Genomic DNA, 20,762 nt, shown 5'->3' with positions numbered 1-20,762 from the left:
ATGTCGGTGCAAACGAAAGAGGCAGCCCGTGTGGCTGCCTCTTTCGCGTGCGTCTTAGAAAGCGTGCTCGGTTTACGCCGGGCTGGGCTGGCTGTCGCCAAAGCCAGGCTTGCGACCGCCTTCGGGCTTGAGGATCTTCTGGACGTCGCCACCGGGGCCAGGGCCAACCTGAGAGAGCGGGGACCGCGCCTCGGGAAGTTCCTTGCCTTCGATGATTAGCTTGATCTCCGCCGCGTCGAGCGTCTCGCGCTCGAGCAGGGCAGCCGACATACGGTGCATGATGTCGTGGTTGTTGTCGAGGATGCTGTAGGCCGACGCGTAAGCCTCGTCGACGAAGCGGCGAACCTCGACGTCGATCTGCTTGGCGGTGTCGTCGGAGAAGTCGCGGGACTGGCCGATCTCGCGACCCAGGAAGACCTCCTGTTCCTTCTTGCCGAAGGTCATCGGCCCAAGAGCCGACATGCCGTACTCGCAGACCATGGCGCGAGCGAGCGACGTAGCGCGCTCGATATCGCTGCCAGCTCCGGTGGTCATCTGCTTCAGGAAGATCTCTTCCGCAACGCGTCCGCCCATCATCATGGCGAGGCGAGTCTCGAGATAGTCCTTGGAGACGGTGTGATTGTCGCCATCGGGCAGATAGACGGTGACGCCCAACGCCATTCCGCGAGGGATGATTGTGACCTTGTGCAGAGGATCGGAGTGATCGCGCAGCGCGGCGACGAGGGTGTGACCGGCCTCGTGGTACGCGGTGGTCTTCAGCTCTTCAGGGCTGCGCAGCATGGACTTGCGCTCCGCGCCCATCAGCACCTTGTCCTTGGCCACTTCAAAGTCGTACATGTGTACAGCCTTGCGGTTGAAGCGGGCGGCGGTGAGGGCAGCCTCGTTCACCATGTTCGCAAGGTCGGCGCCGGAGAATCCCGGTGTCCCACGAGCGAGCTGATTGAGGTTGACGTCCTCGGCCATCGGGACTTTCTTTGAATGAACGCGAAGGACCTCTTCGCGGCCACGGATGTCGGGGCGATCGACGACGACGCGTCGGTCGAAACGGCCGGGGCGGAGAAGCGCCGGATCGAGCACGTCAGGGCGGTTGGTCGCGGCGATGAGGATGACACCATCGTTCGCTTCGAAGCCGTCCATCTCGACCAGAAGCTGGTTCAGGGTCTGCTCACGCTCGTCGTGTCCGCCGCCGAGGCCTGCGCCACGATGACGGCCAACAGCGTCGATCTCATCGATGAAGATGATGCAGGGAGCGTTCTTCTTGCCCTGTTCAAAGAGGTCGCGAACGCGGCTTGCGCCGACGCCGACAAACATCTCTACGAAGTCCGAACCGGAGATGGAGAAGAAGGGAACATTGGCCTCGCCAGCGACAGCGCGTGCGAGCAAAGTCTTCCCGGTGCCGGGAGGTCCGACGAGCAGCACGCCCTTGGGGATACGGCCGCCGAGGCGCTGGAACTTCTGGGCCTCGCGAAGGAACTCGATGATCTCCTTCAGCTCTTCCTTGGCCTCATCAACCCCAGCGACATCCTTGAAGGTGATCTTCTTCTGCTGCATGGAGAGCAGACGGGCGCGGCTCTTGCCAAAGCTCATTGCCTTGTTGCCGCCGGACTGCATCTGGCGCAGCAGGAAGAACCATAGGCCGAGCAGCAGCGCGAACGGCGCAATCGAGATCAGCAGACTGATCCACTGATTGGAGTTCTGGTCCTTGATCGTGACCGAGACGCCATGCTCCTGCAGGGTCTTGTACATGTCCGGATAGTTGCCCGGGATGGTGGTGCGGAACTGGTTCTTGGGGTCGTCCTGATAATGGCCCGTGACCTCAGCGCCGTTCACGACCACGTCCTTGACCTTGCCGGTGCTGGCATCATTCAAGAATTGCGACAGGCTGATCGAGTGATCCTGTCCCATGCCCGTGCCTTTGACCACGAACTGCCACAGGCAGATCAGGCAGGCGATCATGAAGACCCAGATGAGAATTTGTTTAACGGTTGAGTTCAAGCGCATTTCCTCGTTTTCCTGCTTCGGCTGATCCCGGCCGGAAGAATTATGTCCGGCTTCTTTAGGAGCCCAGTAGCCGAAGTCTATCGGTGTCTTATCCTGCAGGGGAGGCCGATAGAGTTGCGGAAGTCTGGACAGCTATCCATTAGACGACACTTTATGCACAACGGTTCAGGGAACAGGTGAGATGAGTTTCGTCCCACCAAGGCCGTGCATCCCAATTGCTCACAATTCTACTCTTGAGAACGCTAGTTTCGCGCGGCTGGTTTTGCGGAAGTTGCCGGGCGGCCTCGGGGTGAACTCCGGCGCTGCGAGGAAGAGTTGACACGTTTCGAGCCATTCCGTGAGATTTCCCTTGCCAGACTAGGCAAAGTAGCGGGAGAGGCGAATTTCGCGGATCGACCGCTCGGCCCTAAGCTGGTTCGAAAGTTGCAGCACTGCACCGCTTCGTGACGTTACCGTTGGGTGCGGCTGGAGTCCGCATAGGGCCAGAAGTCGGGCGGTCTCCTCAAAGGAGAGCCTTACGCCAAGCTGCCGTGCGGCGGCGCGCAGAACGCGGCGGCGTAAGGCCGGATCGAAGGCGCGGAGGCGCTCGATCTCGATGGAAAGCGCAGAATCCGCAGGATTTGTGCTGACGGCGCGGCCTCCGCCGCGAACGGGCTTGCCGGGAAGAAGAAGCTGCGGGAGCAGCCGTGCGAGTTCCGTCTGCCAGCGCGACTCCTCTTCGCGGGCTAGCTCGGCGATGTTCGCAAGAGCCTGGTCGAGATTAGGGTTGAAGGTGCGGAGGAGCGGCATTAACTCGTGGCGAACGCGGTTGCGGGTGTGGTGGGTGTCGGCGTTCGAGGAGTCCTCACGCCAGGGCTGGTTGTGCTCGTGGAGATAGGTTTCGATTTGCGAACGGCGGGTAGCGAGGAGGGGACGGATAATCTGTCCCGTTTTGGGCTTATCTGGGACAAGAACAGGATGGATGGCGCTCAGGCCGTCGGTCCACGCGCCGCGGAGTAGCTTCATCAGAACGGTCTCGGCCTGATCGTCGAGGGTGTGGGCGGTGAGGATCGCGTCAGCCTGCCCGGTGGACAGGAGCTCGTGGAAGGCGGCGTAGCGGAGGTTTCGGGCGGCCTCTTCGAGCGTCTCGCCAGTGCTAGCGATATGCTCGGGTACGTCGACTTCGATGCGGTGCAGCGGGACTTCGAGGCGGGCGCAGAGATCGGCGACGAAGGTTGCGTCGGCGTCGGCTTCATCGCCACGAAGGTTGTGGTGGACGTGGACGGCGGAGAGCACGGCCCCGAGAGCGTCTTTGTGCTGACGATTTGCGGCGTGCAGAGCAAGCAGGAGGGCAACGGAGTCCGCTCCGCCGGAGACAGCGGCGCAGAGGCGGTCGCCGGGACGGAGGTGTTCGCGGGAGAAGGGAAGCATTGGTACGAGTTTACGTGGGGGAGTCAGAGTCCAGATGTCTCGACCCTGCGGGAGGCCTGTGGCGTCCAATCTTACGGAGAATTCGCACTGGACAAGCTGAATGCCATGCCAATCTGCGAACGCAAAGAGGCCTTCGGGCGCACGCCTATCACCGTTCAGCATCCAGTGCTAACTGTAACTATACGCATCTGTACGCCGCGGTGGGGGTGTTCGAGCTGGGAACCGACAGCTATACTCCAGCGATGTTCGAGATACGGTTGGCAACCCCGGGGGATGCGCAGTTGATCGGGCAGCAGCGCCGGCAGATGTTCCTGGATGCCGGGCAGCCCGACGACGAAGTGATGGCGGCGATGGAGCAGGCGTTCGTGCCCTGGGTGCGGACCAAGATCGCCGAGGACCGCTACATCGGCTGGCTCGCCAGCGAGGACGGCGTGGTCGTCGGCGGGGCGGGGCTGTGGCTGATGGAGTTTCCGCCGCACTTTCTCGACCCCGCGCCGGTGCGTGCGTACCTGCTGAACTTCTATACGGCGGCGGAGTTTCGTGGTCGCGGTCTGGCGAAGACGCTACTGGCAAGATGTGTCGAGGAGGCCCGGGTGCGCGGATGTGAAGTGGTGACGCTGCATGCCTCGAAGTTCGGCAAGCCGATCTATGAGAAGTATGGATTCAAGCAGACGAACGAGATGATGCTGCTCTTCAACCCGCGCAAGGGCGACAAGACCGTGAGCGCCTCAGACAAGACGGCGAGCTAGTCCGGTTTACGACACCGCAACTTGTTATAGTTAGGTGGTTATGCGAGTCCATGTAATTCTTCCAGCGGCGGGCCTCGGCACGCGGATGGCTTCGGGCCATGGCGGCCATGTCGCTGCGGGTACTTCGAGCGGTTCTGACGCCCTGAACGTGGTGCCGGCGATAGCGGCTTCGGCATCTGTGGCCGTGATGCCCTCTCCCGCGCCGAAACAGTTTCTTTCGATCGGTGGCAAGCCGATCCTGATCCACACGCTTGAGGCTTTTCTCGCGGTCGGACGTGTCGACGCGATCTACGTGGCGGTGAAGGCGCAGGAGATGGATCGGGTTCGGCAACAGATCCATAACGCAGAGATGCCGAAGTCCGACCGGATTTTCGTAGTGGAAGGAGGCGACAGCCGTCAGGACTCTGTGGCGAAGGCGCTGGCCGAAGTTGGCGGCAAATATAAGGCTGCGGCGGACGACGTGGTCCTAGTGCATGACGCGGTAAGGCCGCTGATCGAGCCGGCGACGATCGACCGCACCATTGATGCTGTCTTGAAGCACGGCGCGGCGATCGTAGGCCTCCCGGCGGTGGACACGATCAAGCAGGTGGAGCGCACCGCAGACGGCGCTCTGGTAAGTTCAACGATCCCGCGCGAGCGCGTCGTCTACGCGCAGACACCTCAAGGCGCGCGCTTTGCAACCATGCAGCGGGCGTTTGATGAGGCCTCTGCGGACGAGTTTCAGGGGACCGACGAGGCAAGTCTGCTCGAACGCGCCGGAGTGCCGGTGGTGGTCGTCGCCGGATCGGCGCGGAACTTCAAAGTAACGCAACCCGGCGACCTGGAACTTGCGGAGTTTTATCTGGGAACTGGTTCAGGAACGAGGCACGAATGAGCATGAGAATCGGTTACGGATTCGACTCGCACGCCTTCAAGGCGGGAGTTCCGCTGGTGATCGGCGGGTTGAAGATTAAGCATCACGAAGGACTCGCCGGGCACTCGGATGGTGATGTGCTGCTGCACGCCATCACCGACGCCCTGCTGGGTGCAGTTTCGGCGGGAGACATCGGAAGCTTCTTCCCGCCCAGCGATCCGCGCTGGAAGAACGCCGACTCGGCGATCTTCCTCGAGACGGCATTGGAAGAGATCGCCATGGCGGGCTATCGCATCGTGAACATCGATACCGTGTTGGTACTCGCCGCTCCGAAGATTGGCCCGATCGCTGGCGAACTGCGCGAACGTGTCGCTGAGTTGTTGCACCTGAAGCCGAGCGAAGTAGGCATCAAGGCGAAGACTCCTGAAGGATTGAATCAGGACCACGTCGCGGTGGCACACGCAACCGTGTTGCTCGAGAGCATCGTCGTGTCGGACGGCCTTGAGCGGATGACGGCTGAGGCGGAATCGGACGCGGAGATCGACGGCGTGGTGGAAAGCCTGATCGGCAGCCGCCACGATATGACAGCACTAGGACGGAAGGTGCCGGGGTTCGATCCGGACGATCTGACCTGACTCAGCCTCGTTGCAGGGTGGCAATGGGTTGCACCCTGCCTTCGCGATTCCTGGAAGAAGCCGGCGCAATGGCGAGTTCCGTCTCGCTTCGGGTTTGCGCGTTAGGTACGTTGAGGCACTGGTTTAGCAGGCTGGTATCTGCCGATACCGCCCTATGCTGCTTTGCCGGCTCCGAGTTTCCCTCCAAGACGACCGCTCGGCGTTCCGAGCTCCTGCGATCGCCCACTCTGGAATCCTGCCTCGAGTCGTGACCCGTACCAGCATCCTGACGATCCGACGCACGGCGCAGGGGCCCGGAATAGGTGCCTTCGGGGAGCCTGTCGGTGGCGCGCCGGTAGGGCCCGCTGTAGTCGCTGGCGCGGCGCTTGACCCCCGAGAAGTGGGCGCGGGTACGAAAGCGCGAGTCCCGGGGTGAGGCATTTTGCAGGTCGGACAGCGGAGATGCCGGCGACGTTATCGATGGTTGAACGGCTGCGCCGCTTCGCAGGTAGAACTGCCCTGATGTCGATTTCGGCGAAGTCTGAACGTATTGCAGTAGATCGTAGACGCTGAGAGCTGAGGCAGAGCTCACCGGCAGCCTGGAGCGATTACCGAGCGCCGAAAGCAGGGAATCGATCTGCTGCTCCGACAGGCGCAGAGCTCCACGCAGCTCATCATGGACGCCGAACGAGGTCTCCGGGGTAAGCAGGCTGGCGAGCTTTTGAAACGTCTCGCGGGCTATCTCTGGATCGATGTGGAGCTTCCGTGCGTCCTCCACGAACTGTTCTACGGACGGGGCGGAGGCAGCGCCATTTCCTTTGCGATTCGAGTTGCGGGCAAAAGCTGCGCGGGTTAGGCGAACCCCTGCGTGGAGAATAAGAAACACCGCGATGCCCGCCGTTCCGCAGAGAGTCGGCCAGACTAACTCATGCCGCACTCCGTAGAGCTTATTTGTCGCGAGGGAAGCTGCCAGGGCGGTACGTGCGCTGAGCGCCTGCACCAACAGGATGGATAAAGTCCCTGCCGCCGACCTTGCCGCCACTGCGGATCGCAGTCGATTCGCATCCACAGGTCTCGCTGAGTGCCTGTGGTCGGGTTGTGATGCAGCCGGCGTGCCGGTAGGCATGAACTTCTCCGCAAAAATCAGCTAACTGTTCGGGCCCAGGCGACGCAGATGGCCTCCGACGAGAGTGTAACCGGCGGATGTACGCAGGCGACATGCTGCTTTAGTGGTGCGCGTAGGTAAAGACGAACAAAAAAATCAGGGCGATGCCCAAAACGACGAGGCCCAGCAGCGAGCAGATAAACCACGCTGCGCGCCGCTCCTCCCGTTCGCTTGGGTGGGTGATGCCAAAGACATCGATAAAGACGCGGGCTAGAAACTGAAACGGATTCATAGGGAGTGATGATCAGGGACCTACAGAGAATATGAGATGGGTGCGGGCGATGGCAATTGTCGAGACACCGCCAAATCTCCTTCGCCAAATCTCCGATTTCGAACTCCAAGCAAATGGCTTCGCGATCGGATGCCCGCGATCGACATCGTCCCGTCTAATATGGAGACGAAGCCGGATGTTGGAGATCGGGGACCAGTTTGACTGAATTTGTAATCAGGCTCGCGGATGAACGAGGGAAGATTCAGGAGCAGACGCACTCGGCTGCGACGGCGGATGAGCTGCGGTCGCGATTCACCCAGGCTGGCTACTACGTCTACTCGGTGAAGTCGCGCAACGTGCTGGGCGGCAGCTCGAAGAAGAAGGTCAATCTCGACACGTTCCTCGTCTTCAACCAGCAGTTTCTTACGTTGATCAAGGCGGGTCTGCCCATTCTGGGGTCGTTGGAGCTTCTTGCCCGGAGGCAAAAGATTCCTTCATTCCGCGCTCAGTTGGAGGACGTCGGCGCCAGGGTGAAGACCGGGCAGTCGATCTCCGAGGCGTTTGACGCGCAGGGCGGCTTTTCGCTGGTGTACACGACGACCCTACTGGCGGGTGAGCGGTCGGGAAACCTGGAAGAGGTTTTGCAGCGGTATCTCGACTTCCAGCGTGTCTCGCTGACGTTTCGCAAGAAGTTGAAGGCAAGTCTCATCTATCCGGCGCTGCTGGTCTTCATGGTGATCGGGCTGTTTATCTTTTTGATCACCTTTGTCGTTCCCCGTTTTGCGCAGCTGTATGACCAGTTAGGGACGAAGCTGCCGGCGTTGACGGTCTTACTGCTCGACATGGGACGGTACGCCCAGAGCTACGGAATCTACATTGCAATCGTGGTGGTGACGGTCGGTTTTCTGGGCTACCGCTGGATTCAGACGGAAGCCGGGGCGACGACCGTCGACAAGATTCGTATTGGGCTGCCAGTGATCGGGAACGTGTGGCTCAAGTACCAGGTGGGCCTCTTCTCGCGGACGCTGTCGACGCTGCTCACCGGAGGGCTGCCGCTGGTGCCTTCGCTCGAGACGGCTGCTCGGTCCATCGACTCGAAGCAGATCGCGATCGCCGTGACGCGCTCCGTTGCTACGGTGCAGGAGGGCAAGGGTCTCTCGGAGAGTCTGATGGCAACGAAGGTTTTTCCTGAGTTGGCGATCGAGATGATCGAGGTGGGCGAGTCGACCGGAGCTCTGCCGCAGATGCTGAACTCGGTAGCGGAGTTCTTCGAAGAAGACGTGCAGACGAACCTCACCGCGGCGATGAGCCTGATCGAGCCGTTGATCCTCATCTTCATGGGATTGGTGGTGGTGACCATTCTGATCGCGCTGTATCTACCGATCTTCAGCTTGAGCGCGGGCAGCGGGCAATAAGCCGCAGTTCGCTAACTTCGATCTTCCAGGATCACCGGGTGGCCGGAAGCTTGGCCTCAGCATGAACTGCGCGGTTGCCGGATTTGACTGCGATGGCCTGGTTGAAGACCTCGACGATGCCGCTGGCGTTCGCCTGCATATCGTAGCGGCTGCGGAAGCACCGCAGGGCGCGATCGCCCATGGCAGCTTTCTCAGAAGTCGAGAGCGCAATCCAGCGTTCCAGTGCCGAGATGGCTCCTGGGACGTTATCGTGACCCACGAAGGCCGCGCCGTCTTGCAGAATCTCTTTCCAGATGTCGACCTTGTCGGAGATAAGAACGGGTCTTCCACAGGCCAGCGCCTCGGCCACAGCGATGCCAAAGTTCTCCTGGTGCGAGGGCAGGCAAAAGGCCTCGCAGCCGTAAAAGGCTCCCCACTTCTGGTCGCCTTCGAGCATCCCGGTCCAATGGACGCGATGCGCGAGTCCCATGCGTCTGGCTTCGGCGACGAGAGCGGACTTGAGGCCGGCCGTACCCAGGTTCGATACGCTGGCCTTGCTTAGCCCGGAGGCCGCCGCGCCGTCCGGACCGGCGAAGACGAGCTGGAGATCGGGGACACGAGAAGCAATCTTTGCGAAGGCTTCCAATAGCTGATCGCAACCTTTCTTGGCATGAATGCGGCCAAGGAAGAGAAGATACGGCCGGGGCTGGCCATTCGGCTTCCGGAGAGCGCGATGCTGAGACAGGAAGCTTTCGACGAGGGCGGCGGGATCTCCCGAGGGAGCGGTCGCGCCATAGGGAACCACGGAGGCGCGCCACTGGTGCGGCCAGAAGCTCTTCGCGGCGTTCTTGGCTTCGGCCTCCGAGGTAAAGAGGACGCGTTGAGCATTGCGAAGCACCCAATACTCGTTCAGGAGCCAGTAGGGCGTCTTCTTGATGTGTTTGAGTGGGTGGGCGCGCTTGAAGTAGGGATCGAGCATGCCGTGGGTAAAGACAAGGTACGGCTTGCGTCCATCGATGGCGCGGCGGACAGCATAGCCCAGATACTGCCAAAGGCCGTGAACAACGACACCGTCAAAGCGGTCGCGATTAGCGGCAAGCCAGGGAATAAGGCGGGTGCTGAATCCGAAACGGGTCGAAACGGGGCCAAGCGCATGAACACGGAAGCTGACGCTGCGAAGGAATTTGTCGTCAGGATCGTCGAGAGTAACGACCTCGCCTTCGCTGCCGATAGCCGGATAAGCGGTGACAATCCTGCTTACGCTATTTGAAGGGCCACCAGCCTGCGGGGCAAGCGTCGCAATGATATGCAAAATCCGCAACTCGTTTCCTTCCATTCAGATCATGCGTGGATGGGTTTGTCCCGGTTGAGTCGATCCTGATGTCCGCAAAATATTTTTTTGCAACAGGCTAGAGACGAACGGTAGGACGGAAAAGCTCCAGGCAAAAACACAGAATGGGAAGCAAAGTTGCAGGCAATTCGTAAATCGTATCGTTTCCGAGCAGGCGAGGCAATGATTGGGTACATTACAGGAGGGCAGGAGGTCGCTTACTTAAACGATCTCTGACCCGGTTGGAGGATGGCGTCGGGAGCGCATCGGGGGAATCCTGTGGATATCTTCCGTCACGTTACAAGTTCGATTGCCGACTAACTGAAGAGCTTCAAAGGAGTCTCACAGGCTATGGGAAACGTACCGATGGCAATTCCGCTGGCTGAGGCTGGGGTCGACGAGACCGCCCGGGCGCAGGTGCTCGCGCGCCGCTATCATGCGGAGTTCGTCGATCTGAAGAACTTCAAGATCCAGCACGAACTTTTCAAAAGCGTGCCGGTGGACATGATGTTCCGCTACAACTTCGTCCCTCTAGAGCAGCACGAGGGGCGGCTGGCGATCGCCGTCTCGGATCCGTCGAAGCTGATGGTTCTCGATGAGATCTCAGGACTGCTGGGTCAGCGGCTGGTGACGCGGGTGGCGACGTTATCGCAGATCACCGACCTCCTGAAGAAGACCGAGCAGTCGCAGCGGGTTCTGGACGAAGCGAGCGAAGGGTTGGCGTTCGATGTCCTGACGAACGACGAGAACTCCGACTCAAACATCTCCATCGAGCGGCTGACCAGTGAAGACGACATCTCGCCGATCATCCGGCTTGTGGATACAACGATCTTCACGGCCCTTGAACGCCGCGCATCGGATATCCATCTCGAGACCTTCGACGACTGCCTGCTGGTGAAGTACCGCATCGACGGCGTGCTGCAGCAGGCGATGGCCCCAATTGCGCGCGAGCACCATCAGACCATCCTCTCCCGTATCAAGGTCATGAGCGAACTCGACATCGCCGAGCGGCGTGTTCCGCAGGACGGAAGATTCCGCGTGCGCTACAAGGGACGGTTGATCGACTTCCGCGTGAGCATCATGCCGACGGTTCATGGCGAAAATGCCGTGCTCCGCGTGCTCGACAAGGAGTCGATGAGTGAAAAGTTCAAAAAACTTTCGCTTGACGTCGTCGGCTTCGCGGAGAAAGATCTGACCCGCTTCCGGCGCTACATTAAGGAACCTTACGGGATGGTGCTGGTCACCGGGCCTACCGGTTCCGGCAAGACGACGACGCTCTACGCCGCGCTGAACGAGATCAAGTCGGAAGAAGACAAGATCATCACCATCGAAGACCCCGTCGAGTACCAGATCCGCGGCATCACACAGATTCCGGTGAACGAGAAGAAGGGGCTGACCTTCGCCCGGGGTCTCCGCTCTATTCTGCGCCATGATCCCGACAAGATTCTCGTAGGCGAAATCCGCGATGCCGAGACGGCTCAGATCGCCATCAACTCGGCGCTTACCGGCCACCTCGTCTTCACGACCGTCCACGCAAACAACGTGGTCGACGTGCTGGGACGCTTCCTGAACATGGGCGTAGAGCCTTACAACTTTGTCTCGGCGCTGAACTGCATTCTGGCACAGCGGCTGGTTCGGACGGTCTGCGACTTCTGCGCTCGCGCGGTTAAATACACCGATGCGGAGCTTGATCTGAACGGGCTTGACCCGGCTGAGTGGCAGGGGTTCACCTTCCGTGAGGGTACGGGGTGTATTGAGTGCGGCGGAACCGGTTTCCGGGGCCGCTCGGCGATCCACGAACTGCTGGAGTTGGACGACGAGATCCGCGAGATGCTGCTGGCAAAGAAGCCCGGTAGTGAGATCCGGAAAAAAGCGAAAGATAAGGGGATGGCGTTCCTCCGCGACTCGGCGATCGACCGGGTACGGGAGGGCGTGACGACCTTGAAAGAGATCAATAAGGTTACGTTTATTGAGGCGGGAAGGTAACGGATAGGGCCGAGGGCGCAGGGACAGTTTTTCCCTACTCCCTGTTCCCTGAGCCCTGCCTTTTAGGGAATAACACCATAGTTTTTGCTAAACCCTACCCCCTACCCCCTAAACCCTGCCTTCTGAAAGGGTAAGCTAGGACTCGATGGAGATTTTGCCAAAGGCTTTAGGGACCCGGCCACGGCTGGCGGTAGAGATTCGCTGGGGCGGCGTCGTCGCGGCGCGGGCGGACGACGCATCGACGGGCGTGCTGACGGCGGTAGCGAAGGCCGACCTTCCAATCGATGCGGTCGAACCAGGGCTGCGGGCTGGGAACTTCCGTGTTCCCTCAGATGTGGTGTCGGCTGTTCGCAGGACGCTGGAGGCGGTGACCGAGAAAGGAATTGGGCGGGAGGTTACGCTCGTGGTGCCCGACTCCGCCGTGCGGGTGTTGTTGCTGGACTTCGATTCGCTGCCGAGCAAGCCAGTCGAAGCACTTCCTGTCGTCCGATTCCGATTGAAGAAGCTGCTTCCGTTCGAAGCGGATGACGCGGCGGTGAGCTATCAGATTATGGGAGGCAAGTCCGCTACCGCGAAGGGCGGTCTGCGGGTGGTCGCGGTAGCGATCCCACGCGAAGTCCTGGCGGAGTACGAAGCGGTCGTCCGTGAGGCGGGTTTCGAACCTGGGGCTGTGCTGCCGAGCACCATGGCTGCTCTATCTGGGCTGGGCGAGGACGCTACGGGCGGTGCCGAGGCCGCGCTTGTGGTGAACGCTGGGCCACAGGCGGTCACGACCGCGATCGTGAGTGGGGGCATGCTCCTGCTCCATCGCTCGGTCGACATGTCCGGCAATCTGCAGGTCGGCATCTTGGCAGAGGCGACGGTAAGCATGACGGACGCTCAGCAGGAGACGGTCACGGTGCCATTGTTGCCGTTGATCGACGTCGAGGCCTCACAACAGGAGTGGGCGATGCAGGAGGCCGTGGACCCGTTCGGCCGCGACGAAGCAATACAGCAGGGAACTCGCCGCTCGCTCTACGCCGGGGGGCTGTCCGAGGATGCGCTGGTCGCTGAGATCGAGGCGCAGGCTCTGGCCGAGGCGACTTTGGAGGCTGCGGCTTATGCCGCTGCCCAGGAAGCGGCGGCAGCAACACCGAGGCTGACGCAGGCGCAGGTCGCCGAGCAAGGATATCTCCGCGAGGTGACTCAGGCCGTCAGCGTGGCTGCGGCGTACTTCGAAGACACGCTGGAGACCTCACCGGGTGTAGTGCTGTCGGCTGGAAGTGTCAGCGCACAATCTCTGGGAACGATGCTGGCCGATGCGGGATTTGGAGAGATGATGGAGACCGGGAGTCGGATTCGGGTTCGCGAGGTCGTCGGGGAAGACTCTCTAGTGGGCCAAGCGGTGACGTCGGTCGTGCCCAAGGGGTGGTTGTCGGGAGTTCGGGGGGCGCTGAGAAGCTAATGCTTGTCTCAATCAATCTGGCCACCCGGCCATTCGTCGAACTAAGGCCGCTGCTCGCAAAGCTGCGGCTGGCGATGATCGCGCTGGCGCTGCTGGCGATCGGGCTGATCATCGGGCTGCGAGCGTTGAAGGCGCGTGCCGATGCGGCGACCGCCCAGATGGATGCGCTGAAAGCGCAGACGGCCGACTACCAGGAGCTGATGCTGAAGAACGAGGCCCGCATGAAGCAGCCGCAGAATCGAGCGGTGCTGGAGCGGGCGCACTTCCTGAACGAGTTGTTCGAGAAGAAAAGCTTCAGTTGGACGGCGGTGATGATGGATCTCGAACGCGTACTCCCTCCTGGAGTGCAGGTCATGAGTATCGATCCGTCGATCAGCAAAGAAGGCGACGTCAATATCCGGCTAAGGGTGAACGGCGATCGCGAAAAGGCCGTCCAACTGGTACGGAACCTGGAGAAGTCGAGACGGTTCCTCTCGCCGAGGCTATCCAATGAGTCGCTGCAGGCAAGCCAGGCAGGCGCAGGTGGATCATACGGCCGATTACCCTCTGGGGCGCAGACAGTGGATCCGGCCGGGGTGCAATTCGATATCTTGAGCGGCTACAACCCTATCTCAACCGAAGAGGCGGCAGCGCTCTCCTCGGAGGCGAAGAAGTCATCGGTGAGCGATGGCGAGGTCGCGAGGCATAAGAGCGCTAAGAAGCCGGCAGTGTTGGGAACGCCGACCGCTCCGCACCGTGGATCTCCGGGAGGCCGTCGATGAGCGCGCGCGCTGAGGGAGTGGTGGTGAAGCGGCCGAGGTTTGGAGCGGGGTTCAGCCGTCGCGCCGGCCTTGGTGTCGCCGTCGAGAAGACACGCGGCGCGCTGACGGCATTGAATCTTCACTTTGCCGGCGTAGCCTTGCTGGTGCTGCTGAACGTCTATCTCCTGATTCACATGGCGTTTCTCTGGCAGACGGCCAGCAGCCAGGACGCGAACGCGGTGGCGCAGGAGAAGGTGCGTTTGCAGACGGCGAAGATCGCGGCCGCTCCGCTAGATGGACTTGACGGAAAGCTGCAGACCTCCACCGCGGACGCGAATGAGTTCTACCAGTCCCGGCTGCCGTATGCGGTCTCGCAGGTAGTGATGGAGACAGGCACGCTCGCGAAGAAACAGAATGCGAAGATGACCAGGGTGCAGTACGGCTACTCTCCGCTCTATCTTGACGGCACCGCTCCTGGCCCCGATGTCGTGCCTTCGGTGACCGAGGTCAGGATGGACGCCAGCTTTACCGGGGAGTATCGCTCGCTCGTCCAACTGGTGAATGACCTGGAGCGCGACCGCATGTTCTTCCTGATCACCGGCGTGACGCTGACAGGCCAGCAGAGCGGTACCGTAAGCCTGCGGATGAAGTTGACGACCTACGTAAGGCCGCCACGCGGCGATGAAAAGCCCGGCCCGTTGCCGGAAGAGTCGACGGACGACGAAGATGCGGGCGCTCCTGCGGGAGGTACGGCACAATGAGCCTGGGAGCGAGCGATAAAGACAAGATCATCCGCTATGGCGTCATTGGCGGAGCCCTGCTGGTGGTCGTCGTCTACGGATATCTGCAACTGCGAACTCCGGACGCACCGCCGCCCGTTGTTTCGCCATCGATTAGCCTTCCGCCGGTAAAGACGACCCCGACGGGCTCGGATCGAGCGACCGCGACCGCGACACCGTCGGGTGTGGTCACCAAAGGGGTGAAGGATGCGACCAAGGTGGGAACAACGGCCTCGCAATACGATCCTTCGCTCCACATGGGAGCGATGCTGGTCGCCGAGTCGTTGAAGTACTCGGGCTCGGGAAGGAACATCTTCTCCGACTCTCCCGTGGCTGCGCTGGCTCCAATCATTAAGCCGATTGCGAGTGTGCGAAACTCCGCTCCGGCGGCATCCATGTATACGCCGCCTCCGGGTCCACCTCCCCCGCCGCCCATCGACCTGAAGTTCTTCGGCACGGCGACCAAGGCGGATGGCAGCCGTCAGGCGTTCCTGCTTCATGGCGACGATGTCTTCCTTGCGGCGACTGGAACGATCGTACAGCGGCGGTATAAGGTCGGGACGATCTCTGCCAACTCGGTCGAGGTGGAAGACCTAACCAACAACAACAAGCAGAATCTGCCCCTGCAGAAGAACTAACGTGACGATGCCTCGAGAGAACCCGGCTCCGCGTGACGCTCGCGACGACGAACAGGGATTTCTCCTGCTTGGCGTAATCGTGATGGTCGCGCTGTTGCTGATCTTTTTGAGCGTCGCTGCCCCGATCGTAGCCAAGGACCTTCAGCGGGAGAAAGAACTAGAGGCGGTCCACCGGGGGCAGCAATACGTCCATGCAATCCGGCTCTTCCATCTGAAGACGAATGCTTATCCAGCATCGGTGAAGCAACTTGAGAAGACCAACAACGAGCGCTACCTGCGCCAGCACTATCTCGATCCGTTTACGGGCAAGGACGACTGGCGGCTGATCGGCGTGGGGCAGGCGAAGACGACGGTAAAAGGGTTCTTCGGGCAGCCGCTGGCAGGGCTGGCGACGACCGGGCTGGGGTCGGCGGCGGGGCTGTCGAGCGGTGTTGGCGGTGGCGCGACGACAGGCGGCACAACCGGTGGAAGTGCTTTCGGGCCGGGGAATTCGGCAGGAGCGCCGGGCGATTCTGGAACTCAGGGTAGTTCGAGTTCCGGCAGCAGCAGCTTTGGGTCGAGCAGCTTTGGACAGAGTGGACAGACTGGCTCGACCGGATCGACAGGGACAGGATCGGACTCGCCGCTCGATGGCGGCTCGGTGGGGCCGTTTATGGGCGTAGGGCTGTCGAAGGACGGCAACTCCATCATTACGTTGAACGAGCAGACGAACTACTCGACGTGGGAGTTTATCTACGACCCACGGATTGAGCAGCTTTATGCGAAGTCGAGCCTCTTCGGGGGCGGGATCGCTACGTCGAGCGGAGGGTTGGGATCGGCGAGCGGGCTGAGCAGCACGACGGGTGGTGGAATCGGAACTCCGACGACGCCGACGAGTCCAACTACGCCGAGCGATCCGAATAACCCGAATAACCCGAATAACCCGACGCCCACGCCGAATCCGGCTCCTGTGCAGAATCCGCAGTAGAGTGAGGTTTTATGCCGATCGATTGGGTTCCGGAGGGAATGATCTCGCAAGAGGAAGGACCCATCTCGGTCTTTGTCTCCGAAGAGGAGTATCTCGGAACCGTCTACAGGCCTGAGTGCGACTATGTCGATGGCCGACTGACGGATCGCAATATCGGCGAGTGGAACCATAGCAGGGTGATGACCACGGTGATGTGTTTGCTCGCCGCGTGTGAAAACGAACGGGAGTGGTATGTGCTTCCGGCTTGCCGGACAGAGGTCGCTCCCGGGCGCTACCGGTGCCCGGACGTGCAGGTTGTGTCGCGATTCCCGAAGATCGACAGGATTGTGCGTAGGCCGCCTCTGTTGGTTGTCGAGGTGATTTCGCCGCATGACACCTGGCATCGTCTGCGGACGGTCTTTAAGGATTGGCTTGCGATGGGAGTGGAACACGTCTGGGCGTTCGAGCCGGCGGTAGCGACCGCGTATCGCGTGGACTTGAATGGGATGTGGCGGGTGCGGGAACCTGAACTTTCGGTTCCGGGAACGCAGTTTCGGTTGGTTTTGTATGAGGTTTTCGCAACTGATTGACACCGTTTGACCGGATGATGATGGCATACCCCAGGGGCTGAAGCCCGCGTTCGTGGAATCGGAAAGTGCCAAGGCTGAAGCCTTGGCTTACCTAGAAGCAAGGGCAGGAGCTTCATCAAGGCTTCGCTACTTTGCTGCCAGTTGTGGCTGGGAGAACAATCGGAAGAATGGCAGTGGGGCGGAGTTTGCCGATGCGGCCTTTGGGGCCGACCACGAAGGGAAGCGAAAGGGCGTTCCAGTTTTTGTCGGCGTCTTTCTCGTCGAGCGAGGTGGGCGTGAGCGCGCGCCAGTTGCGGCCGTCGTCGGTGGAGACGTCGGTGCCGTTGGGGCCTACGGTGATCCAAGTTTTTTTATTGGGGTCGTAGGCTACGGCGGAGCGGTAGCCGTGGGGTGGGGTTTGGGCGGGAAGCCAGTGCTGGCCGCCATCTAGGGTGAGGGCAGCTGTTCCCTTCGTTTCATCTGGCTTCTTATAGTCGCCGCCGACTGCTACACAGATCGCATCTCTACGGAAGTAATAAACAGTGAAACCTTGTTCTGCCGGTACCTCTGAAAGTTGGTTGAAATCGGTAGATGTTGCGATGGAGAATGTCCCTGCTGATTCTCCGCGAGCCATAGGAATATCGCCTCCGATGTATTTCCAAGAGACGTGTGGATCGTGTTTGACGAATTCAGAGAGCGTCCTGCTTCTGCTTCCAGATGTCCCGCCTGTCACGAAGATTGATCCCCCGGGCGAGAGGAGCAAGTTGGAATTACTTGCTGCGAAAAGGCCTTCGCCATGCATTGCCGTTGGCGCCCCGGCCTCACCGCCGCTATTTTTCGACCAGTGCTCGCCGTCGCTTGAGTCGAACTCCGCGAATTTACCATCCACAGGGTCGCCAATGACTTTGCCGGTGTACGCCTTTTTGCCGTCAGTTCTCCATTCTGGTGGGTTCATTGTGACTTGAATTGAATCGAAGAAACCGTCTTTGTCCGGGTTGGTGAAGAGGAGCTTCCAGGTCTGGCAGCCGTCGGTTGTTTTGTAGAGGCGGGACAGGTCGCCGGGGCCGGAGGACATGACGATGGCGGTCTGGGCGTCGAAAGCCTGGATACCGCGGAAGTCGAGCTTTTCGGCGGTGTCTTTGGTTCCGGCGAGCGGGACAGGGCAGGTCTGCCATGTCTTGCCGTCGTCCGTGGTGCGGAGGACTGTGCCGTTCGTGCCGCTAGCCCAGGCGATGCCGCCGCCGACGTTATGGATGCCGCGCAGGCTGGCGGTGGTGTGGGAGTCTTCGATCTCCCACTGGGCCTTGGAGTGGGCAGTGGTGGCGGCGATCAGGAGCAGAAGGGTGACGAGGCGCATGGGTGGAGGATAGCGCATACGTGCTAGTGGATGGCGTGGAAGAACACGTTGGTGAGCAGGATGGCGCGGGCGGTCCAAAGGGCGGTTCGGAGCCAGTTGGAGAGGACGAGGCTGCGGATGGTGGCTGCGGTGGGATTTGCGGCGAGACGGTTGTGGAGAGGAACCTGGAGGAGTCCGGTGCTGGCCCAGATGGCCAGCACGAGAACAGCGGAGGTGATGGCGGCTGTCTGCGAGAGGAACGCTGGTCGGAGACGTGGGAACAAGGCTGCGAGGGCGGTGAGGAGTTCAACCGCCATGGGTGGGAAGACGACGAAGCTGGTGCGGTTGGCGTGGCTGTTTTCGTAGGTGCGAAAGGCATCGGACGAGGTGTGGGCGTGGACACTAGCGAAGAGAGGGTAGTGGACGATCTGGACGAACCAGATGAGGCCGGTCATGAAGAGCGTCGCGGCGAATTGGGCTAGAAAGAGGATGTCTGGCAGGTTGCGCATGACGGTGTGCCATTGTTTCAGATGGCCCGCTTGATCGACGAATCTTGCTGCATAGAATCCGCATCAGATACATTGACAGTAAGTCACTCACATGTGATGATGAGTGAGTCGGAAGTTTAGAGACAAAATAGGGGGCAATACAGATGGGCAAGATTATTGGTATCGATTTGGGGACGACGAACTCCTGCGTAGCCGTGATGGAAGGCGGCGAGCCGAAGGTGATCGCCAATGAAGAAGGCGGGCGTACGACCCCGTCGATCGTTGCGTTTACGAAGAGCGGAGAGCGCCTGGTGGGTCAGGTGGCGAAGCGTCAGGCGATCACGAACCCGGAGAACACGGTTTACTCGATCAAGCGGTTTATGGGCCGCCGGCTGAACGAAGTTGGCGACGAGATGAAGATGGTGCCGTACAAGGTTGTAGCCAAGGGCGACAACGTCGGCGTTCTGGCGCAGGGCAAGGAGTTTACCGCTCCTGAAGTCTCGGCGATGATCCTGCAGAAGCTGAAGAAGGCCGCCGAGGACTATCTTGGCCAGTCGGTGACGGAAGCTGTCATCACGGTTCCTGCTTACTTCAATGACGCTCAGCGTCAGGCGACCAAGGATGCCGGGAAGATTGCCGGTCTCGATGTGAAGCGCATTGTGAACGAGCCGACGGCGGCTGCGCTCGCTTATGGCCTCGACAAAAAGAAGGACGAGACGATCGCGGTCTACGACTTCGGCGGCGGTACCTTCGATATCTCGATTCTTGAGGTTGGCGAGGGCGTCATCGAAGTGAAGTCGACCAATGGTGATACCCACCTTGGCGGCGACAATCTCGACCAGCGCATTGTGGATTGGCTGATCTCGGAGTTCAAGTCCGACACCGGTCTCGACCTGCATGCGAAGGGCAACGAGATGGCGCTTCAGCGTCTGAAGGACGCGGCGGAGAAGGCGAAGATTGAGCTTTCGACGGCGCAGGAGTCGGAGATCAATCTCCCCTTTATTACGGCCGATGCGAGCGGACCGAAGCACCTGGTGCGCAACCTGACTCGTGCGAAGCTCGAGTCGCTGGTCGACGACCTGTTGCAGCGCTCGATTGGGCCTTCGAAGCAGGCGATGAAGGATGCCGGCGTCGATGCCAGCAAGATTGACGAAGTCGTTCTCGTTGGTGGCCAGACGCGTATGCCGAAGATCCAGCAGTTGGTGAAGGAGCTCTTCGGTAAGGAGCCGCATAAGGGTGTGAACCCGGATGAGGTCGTCGCGATTGGTGCAGCGGTCCAGGCTGGCGTACTTGCCGGCGAAGTGAAGGACCTGCTGCTGCTCGACGTGACTCCGCTGACGCTCTCGATTGAGACGGCTGGCGGCGTGGCGACACCGATGATCACGCGCAACACGACGATCCCGACGAAGAAGTCGGAGACGTTCTCGACCTTCGCGGATAACCAGACCGAGGTTGAAGTTCACGTGATGCAGGGCGAGCGTCCGCTGGCGAACGGTAACCGTACTCTGGGCAAGTTCAAGCTCAGCGGCATTGTTCCGGCGCAGCGCGGCGTACCGCAGATCGAGGTTACCTTCGATATCGACGCGAACGGTATTCTCAACGTAACCGCTAAAGATCGTGGAACTGGCAAGGACCAGAAGATCACCATCACGTCTTCTTCGGGTCTCAGCAAGGACGAAGTGGAGCGTATGGCGAAGGATGCCGAAGCTCACGCGGCCGAGGACAAGGAGAAGAAGGACGAGATCGAGGCACGCAATCAGCTGGATTCGCTGGTCTACAACATCGAGAAGATGTTGAAGGAGAGCGGAGACAAGGTGCAGGCGAGCGATAAGTCCGAGGTCGAGTCGGCTCTTGCCGAGGCGAAGGAGAAGCTGGCGGGCACGTCTTCCGCAAGCGAACTGAACTCCGTCAAGGACAAGCTGCAGACGGCGAGCCACAAGCTGGCTGAGGCGGTGTACAAGGCGGGCGCGGCTTCTGCTCCGACTGATGGCGCTGCGGCAGCCGAGGGCACCACGCACGAAGAGGCAAAGAAGGACGAAGGCGTAATCGACGCCGAGTACGTGGACGCTGAGAAGTAACCTTCAGGCGATCACTGCCGGTTGAGAAAGG

Annotated in this window: 19 protein-coding genes; 12 read left to right on the top strand and 7 right to left on the bottom strand. The window is 60.6% G+C overall.

Annotated features, from left to right (window positions below):
- Positions 1-72 precede the first annotated feature (72 nt).
- Both ftsH and tilS read right to left on the bottom strand, forming a co-directional pair.
- Complete coding sequence (gene ftsH, locus OHL18_RS12950; RefSeq protein WP_263375267.1) at positions 73-1,995, bottom strand: ATP-dependent zinc metalloprotease FtsH; 1,923 nt, start codon at positions 1,993-1,995, stop codon at positions 73-75.
- A 363-nt stretch (positions 1,996-2,358) separates the two neighbouring features.
- Positions 2,359-3,411: a tRNA lysidine(34) synthetase TilS gene (tilS, locus tag OHL18_RS12945; protein ID WP_263375266.1), complete on the bottom strand. Its 1,053-nt coding sequence runs from the start codon at positions 3,409-3,411 to the stop codon at positions 2,359-2,361.
- A 206-nt stretch (positions 3,412-3,617) separates the two neighbouring features.
- Between tilS and OHL18_RS12940 the strand changes: the two genes are divergently transcribed.
- The 3 genes from OHL18_RS12940 to ispF are packed head-to-tail and all read left to right on the top strand — an operon-like array spanning position 3,618 to position 5,648.
- Positions 3,618-4,160, top strand: a complete 543-nt coding sequence (locus OHL18_RS12940) for a GNAT family N-acetyltransferase (RefSeq protein WP_263375265.1) — start codon at positions 3,618-3,620, stop codon at positions 4,158-4,160.
- Positions 4,161-4,200: 40 nt separating this feature from the next.
- Entirely contained in the window at positions 4,201-5,034 is an 834-nt protein-coding gene (ispD, locus tag OHL18_RS12935; RefSeq protein ID WP_263375264.1) for a 2-C-methyl-D-erythritol 4-phosphate cytidylyltransferase, read from the top strand.
- Positions 5,031-5,648: a 2-C-methyl-D-erythritol 2,4-cyclodiphosphate synthase gene (gene ispF, locus OHL18_RS12930; RefSeq protein ID WP_263375263.1), complete on the top strand. Its 618-nt coding sequence runs from the start codon at positions 5,031-5,033 to the stop codon at positions 5,646-5,648. The genes ispD and ispF overlap by 4 nt, the downstream gene beginning before the upstream one ends.
- A 1-nt stretch (position 5,649) precedes the next feature.
- On the opposite strand, the gene OHL18_RS12925 is transcribed toward ispF, so the two are convergent.
- Together OHL18_RS12925 and OHL18_RS12920 are read right to left on the bottom strand one after the other, a co-directional pair.
- A complete protein-coding gene (locus tag OHL18_RS12925; protein ID WP_263375262.1) occupies positions 5,650-6,753 on the bottom strand; it encodes a hypothetical protein in 1,104 nt (367 codons plus the stop codon).
- 100 nt (positions 6,754-6,853) lie between these two features.
- Positions 6,854-7,024, bottom strand: coding sequence for a hypothetical protein (locus OHL18_RS12920; RefSeq protein WP_263375261.1), 171 nt, complete (start codon positions 7,022-7,024; stop codon positions 6,854-6,856).
- Positions 7,025-7,221: 197 nt separating this feature from the next.
- Here OHL18_RS12920 and OHL18_RS12915 point away from each other — a divergent pair, with 197 nt between their 5' ends.
- Positions 7,222-8,418, top strand: a complete 1,197-nt coding sequence (locus OHL18_RS12915) for a type II secretion system F family protein (RefSeq protein WP_263375260.1) — start codon at positions 7,222-7,224, stop codon at positions 8,416-8,418.
- Positions 8,419-8,449: 31 nt separating this feature from the next.
- Here OHL18_RS12915 and OHL18_RS12910 read toward each other — a convergent pair whose 3' ends face one another.
- Positions 8,450-9,718: a glycosyltransferase gene (locus OHL18_RS12910; protein WP_263375259.1), complete on the bottom strand. Its 1,269-nt coding sequence runs from the start codon at positions 9,716-9,718 to the stop codon at positions 8,450-8,452.
- A gap of 360 nt (positions 9,719-10,078) precedes the next feature.
- On the opposite strand from OHL18_RS12910, the gene OHL18_RS12905 reads away from it, so the two are divergent.
- The 7 genes from OHL18_RS12905 (at position 10,079) to OHL18_RS12875 (ending at position 16,850) form a co-directional block, all read left to right on the top strand.
- Positions 10,079-11,713 (top strand): GspE/PulE family protein, encoded by a 1,635-nt coding sequence (locus OHL18_RS12905; RefSeq protein ID WP_263375258.1) that lies wholly within the window; start codon positions 10,079-10,081, stop codon positions 11,711-11,713.
- A 145-nt stretch (positions 11,714-11,858) separates the two neighbouring features.
- On the top strand, positions 11,859-13,157 hold the full coding sequence (locus OHL18_RS12900; RefSeq protein WP_263375257.1) for a type IV pilus biogenesis protein PilM: 1,299 nt from the start codon (positions 11,859-11,861) through the stop codon (positions 13,155-13,157).
- On the top strand, positions 13,157-13,918 hold the full coding sequence (locus OHL18_RS12895) for a PilN domain-containing protein (protein WP_263375256.1): 762 nt from the start codon (positions 13,157-13,159) through the stop codon (positions 13,916-13,918). The genes OHL18_RS12900 and OHL18_RS12895 overlap by 1 nt, the downstream gene beginning before the upstream one ends.
- Positions 13,915-14,658, top strand: a complete 744-nt coding sequence (locus OHL18_RS12890) for a hypothetical protein (protein ID WP_263375255.1) — start codon at positions 13,915-13,917, stop codon at positions 14,656-14,658. The genes OHL18_RS12895 and OHL18_RS12890 overlap by 4 nt, the downstream gene beginning before the upstream one ends.
- Positions 14,655-15,314 carry a hypothetical protein gene (locus OHL18_RS12885; RefSeq protein ID WP_263375254.1) on the top strand — a complete coding sequence of 220 codons (660 nt, stop codon included), beginning with the start codon at positions 14,655-14,657 and terminating at the stop codon, positions 15,312-15,314. Before OHL18_RS12890 ends, OHL18_RS12885 begins: the two co-directional genes overlap by 4 nt.
- 7 nt (positions 15,315-15,321) lie before the next feature.
- A complete protein-coding gene (locus OHL18_RS12880; RefSeq protein WP_263375755.1) occupies positions 15,322-16,281 on the top strand; it encodes a type II secretion system protein in 960 nt (319 codons plus the stop codon).
- A gap of 11 nt (positions 16,282-16,292) precedes the next feature.
- Complete coding sequence (locus tag OHL18_RS12875; RefSeq protein ID WP_263375253.1) at positions 16,293-16,850, top strand: Uma2 family endonuclease; 558 nt, start codon at positions 16,293-16,295, stop codon at positions 16,848-16,850.
- A 115-nt stretch (positions 16,851-16,965) separates the two neighbouring features.
- Here the strand turns inward: OHL18_RS12875 and OHL18_RS12870 are convergent, their stop codons facing one another.
- Together OHL18_RS12870 and OHL18_RS12865 are read right to left on the bottom strand one after the other, a co-directional pair.
- The gene (locus OHL18_RS12870; protein ID WP_263375252.1) at positions 16,966-18,204 is read right to left on the bottom strand and encodes a beta propeller repeat protein; all 1,239 of its coding nucleotides are present in this window, start codon (positions 18,202-18,204) and stop codon (positions 16,966-16,968) included.
- A gap of 5 nt (positions 18,205-18,209) precedes the next feature.
- Positions 18,210-18,674: a hypothetical protein gene (locus OHL18_RS12865; protein ID WP_263375251.1), complete on the bottom strand. Its 465-nt coding sequence runs from the start codon at positions 18,672-18,674 to the stop codon at positions 18,210-18,212.
- 143 nt (positions 18,675-18,817) lie between these two features.
- Here OHL18_RS12865 and dnaK point away from each other — a divergent pair, with 143 nt between their 5' ends.
- The gene (dnaK, locus tag OHL18_RS12860) at positions 18,818-20,731 is read left to right on the top strand and encodes a molecular chaperone DnaK (RefSeq protein WP_263375250.1); all 1,914 of its coding nucleotides are present in this window, start codon (positions 18,818-18,820) and stop codon (positions 20,729-20,731) included.
- Positions 20,732-20,762: the final 31 nt, after the last annotated feature.

The sequence above is a fragment of the Granulicella aggregans genome (assembly GCF_025685565.1).
Classification (GTDB): domain Bacteria; phylum Acidobacteriota; class Terriglobia; order Terriglobales; family Acidobacteriaceae; genus Edaphobacter; species Edaphobacter aggregans_B.
This window is presented reverse-complemented; position numbering and strand designations above follow the sequence as displayed.

Coding starts and splice junctions, on each gene's coding strand:
- tilS (WP_263375266.1), bottom strand. CDS start 3,411: ATGCTTCCCTTCTCCCGCGAACACCTCCGTCCCGGCGACCGCCTCTGC.
- ispD (WP_263375264.1), top strand. CDS start 4,201: ATGCGAGTCCATGTAATTCTTCCAGCGGCGGGCCTCGGCACGCGGATG.
- ispF (WP_263375263.1), top strand. CDS start 5,031: ATGAGCATGAGAATCGGTTACGGATTCGACTCGCACGCCTTCAAGGCG.
- OHL18_RS12925 (WP_263375262.1), bottom strand. CDS start 6,753: ATGCCTACCGGCACGCCGGCTGCATCACAACCCGACCACAGGCACTCA.
- OHL18_RS12920 (WP_263375261.1), bottom strand. CDS start 7,024: ATGAATCCGTTTCAGTTTCTAGCCCGCGTCTTTATCGATGTCTTTGGC.
- OHL18_RS12905 (WP_263375258.1), top strand. CDS start 10,079: ATGGGAAACGTACCGATGGCAATTCCGCTGGCTGAGGCTGGGGTCGAC.
- OHL18_RS12900 (WP_263375257.1), top strand. CDS start 11,859: ATGGAGATTTTGCCAAAGGCTTTAGGGACCCGGCCACGGCTGGCGGTA.
- OHL18_RS12895 (WP_263375256.1), top strand. CDS start 13,157: ATGCTTGTCTCAATCAATCTGGCCACCCGGCCATTCGTCGAACTAAGG.
- OHL18_RS12890 (WP_263375255.1), top strand. CDS start 13,915: ATGAGCGCGCGCGCTGAGGGAGTGGTGGTGAAGCGGCCGAGGTTTGGA.
- OHL18_RS12885 (WP_263375254.1), top strand. CDS start 14,655: ATGAGCCTGGGAGCGAGCGATAAAGACAAGATCATCCGCTATGGCGTC.
- OHL18_RS12880 (WP_263375755.1), top strand. CDS start 15,322: ATGCCTCGAGAGAACCCGGCTCCGCGTGACGCTCGCGACGACGAACAG.
- OHL18_RS12875 (WP_263375253.1), top strand. CDS start 16,293: ATGCCGATCGATTGGGTTCCGGAGGGAATGATCTCGCAAGAGGAAGGA.
- OHL18_RS12870 (WP_263375252.1), bottom strand. CDS start 18,204: ATGCGCTATCCTCCACCCATGCGCCTCGTCACCCTTCTGCTCCTGATC.
- OHL18_RS12865 (WP_263375251.1), bottom strand. CDS start 18,674: ATGCGCAACCTGCCAGACATCCTCTTTCTAGCCCAATTCGCCGCGACG.
- dnaK (WP_263375250.1), top strand. CDS start 18,818: ATGGGCAAGATTATTGGTATCGATTTGGGGACGACGAACTCCTGCGTA.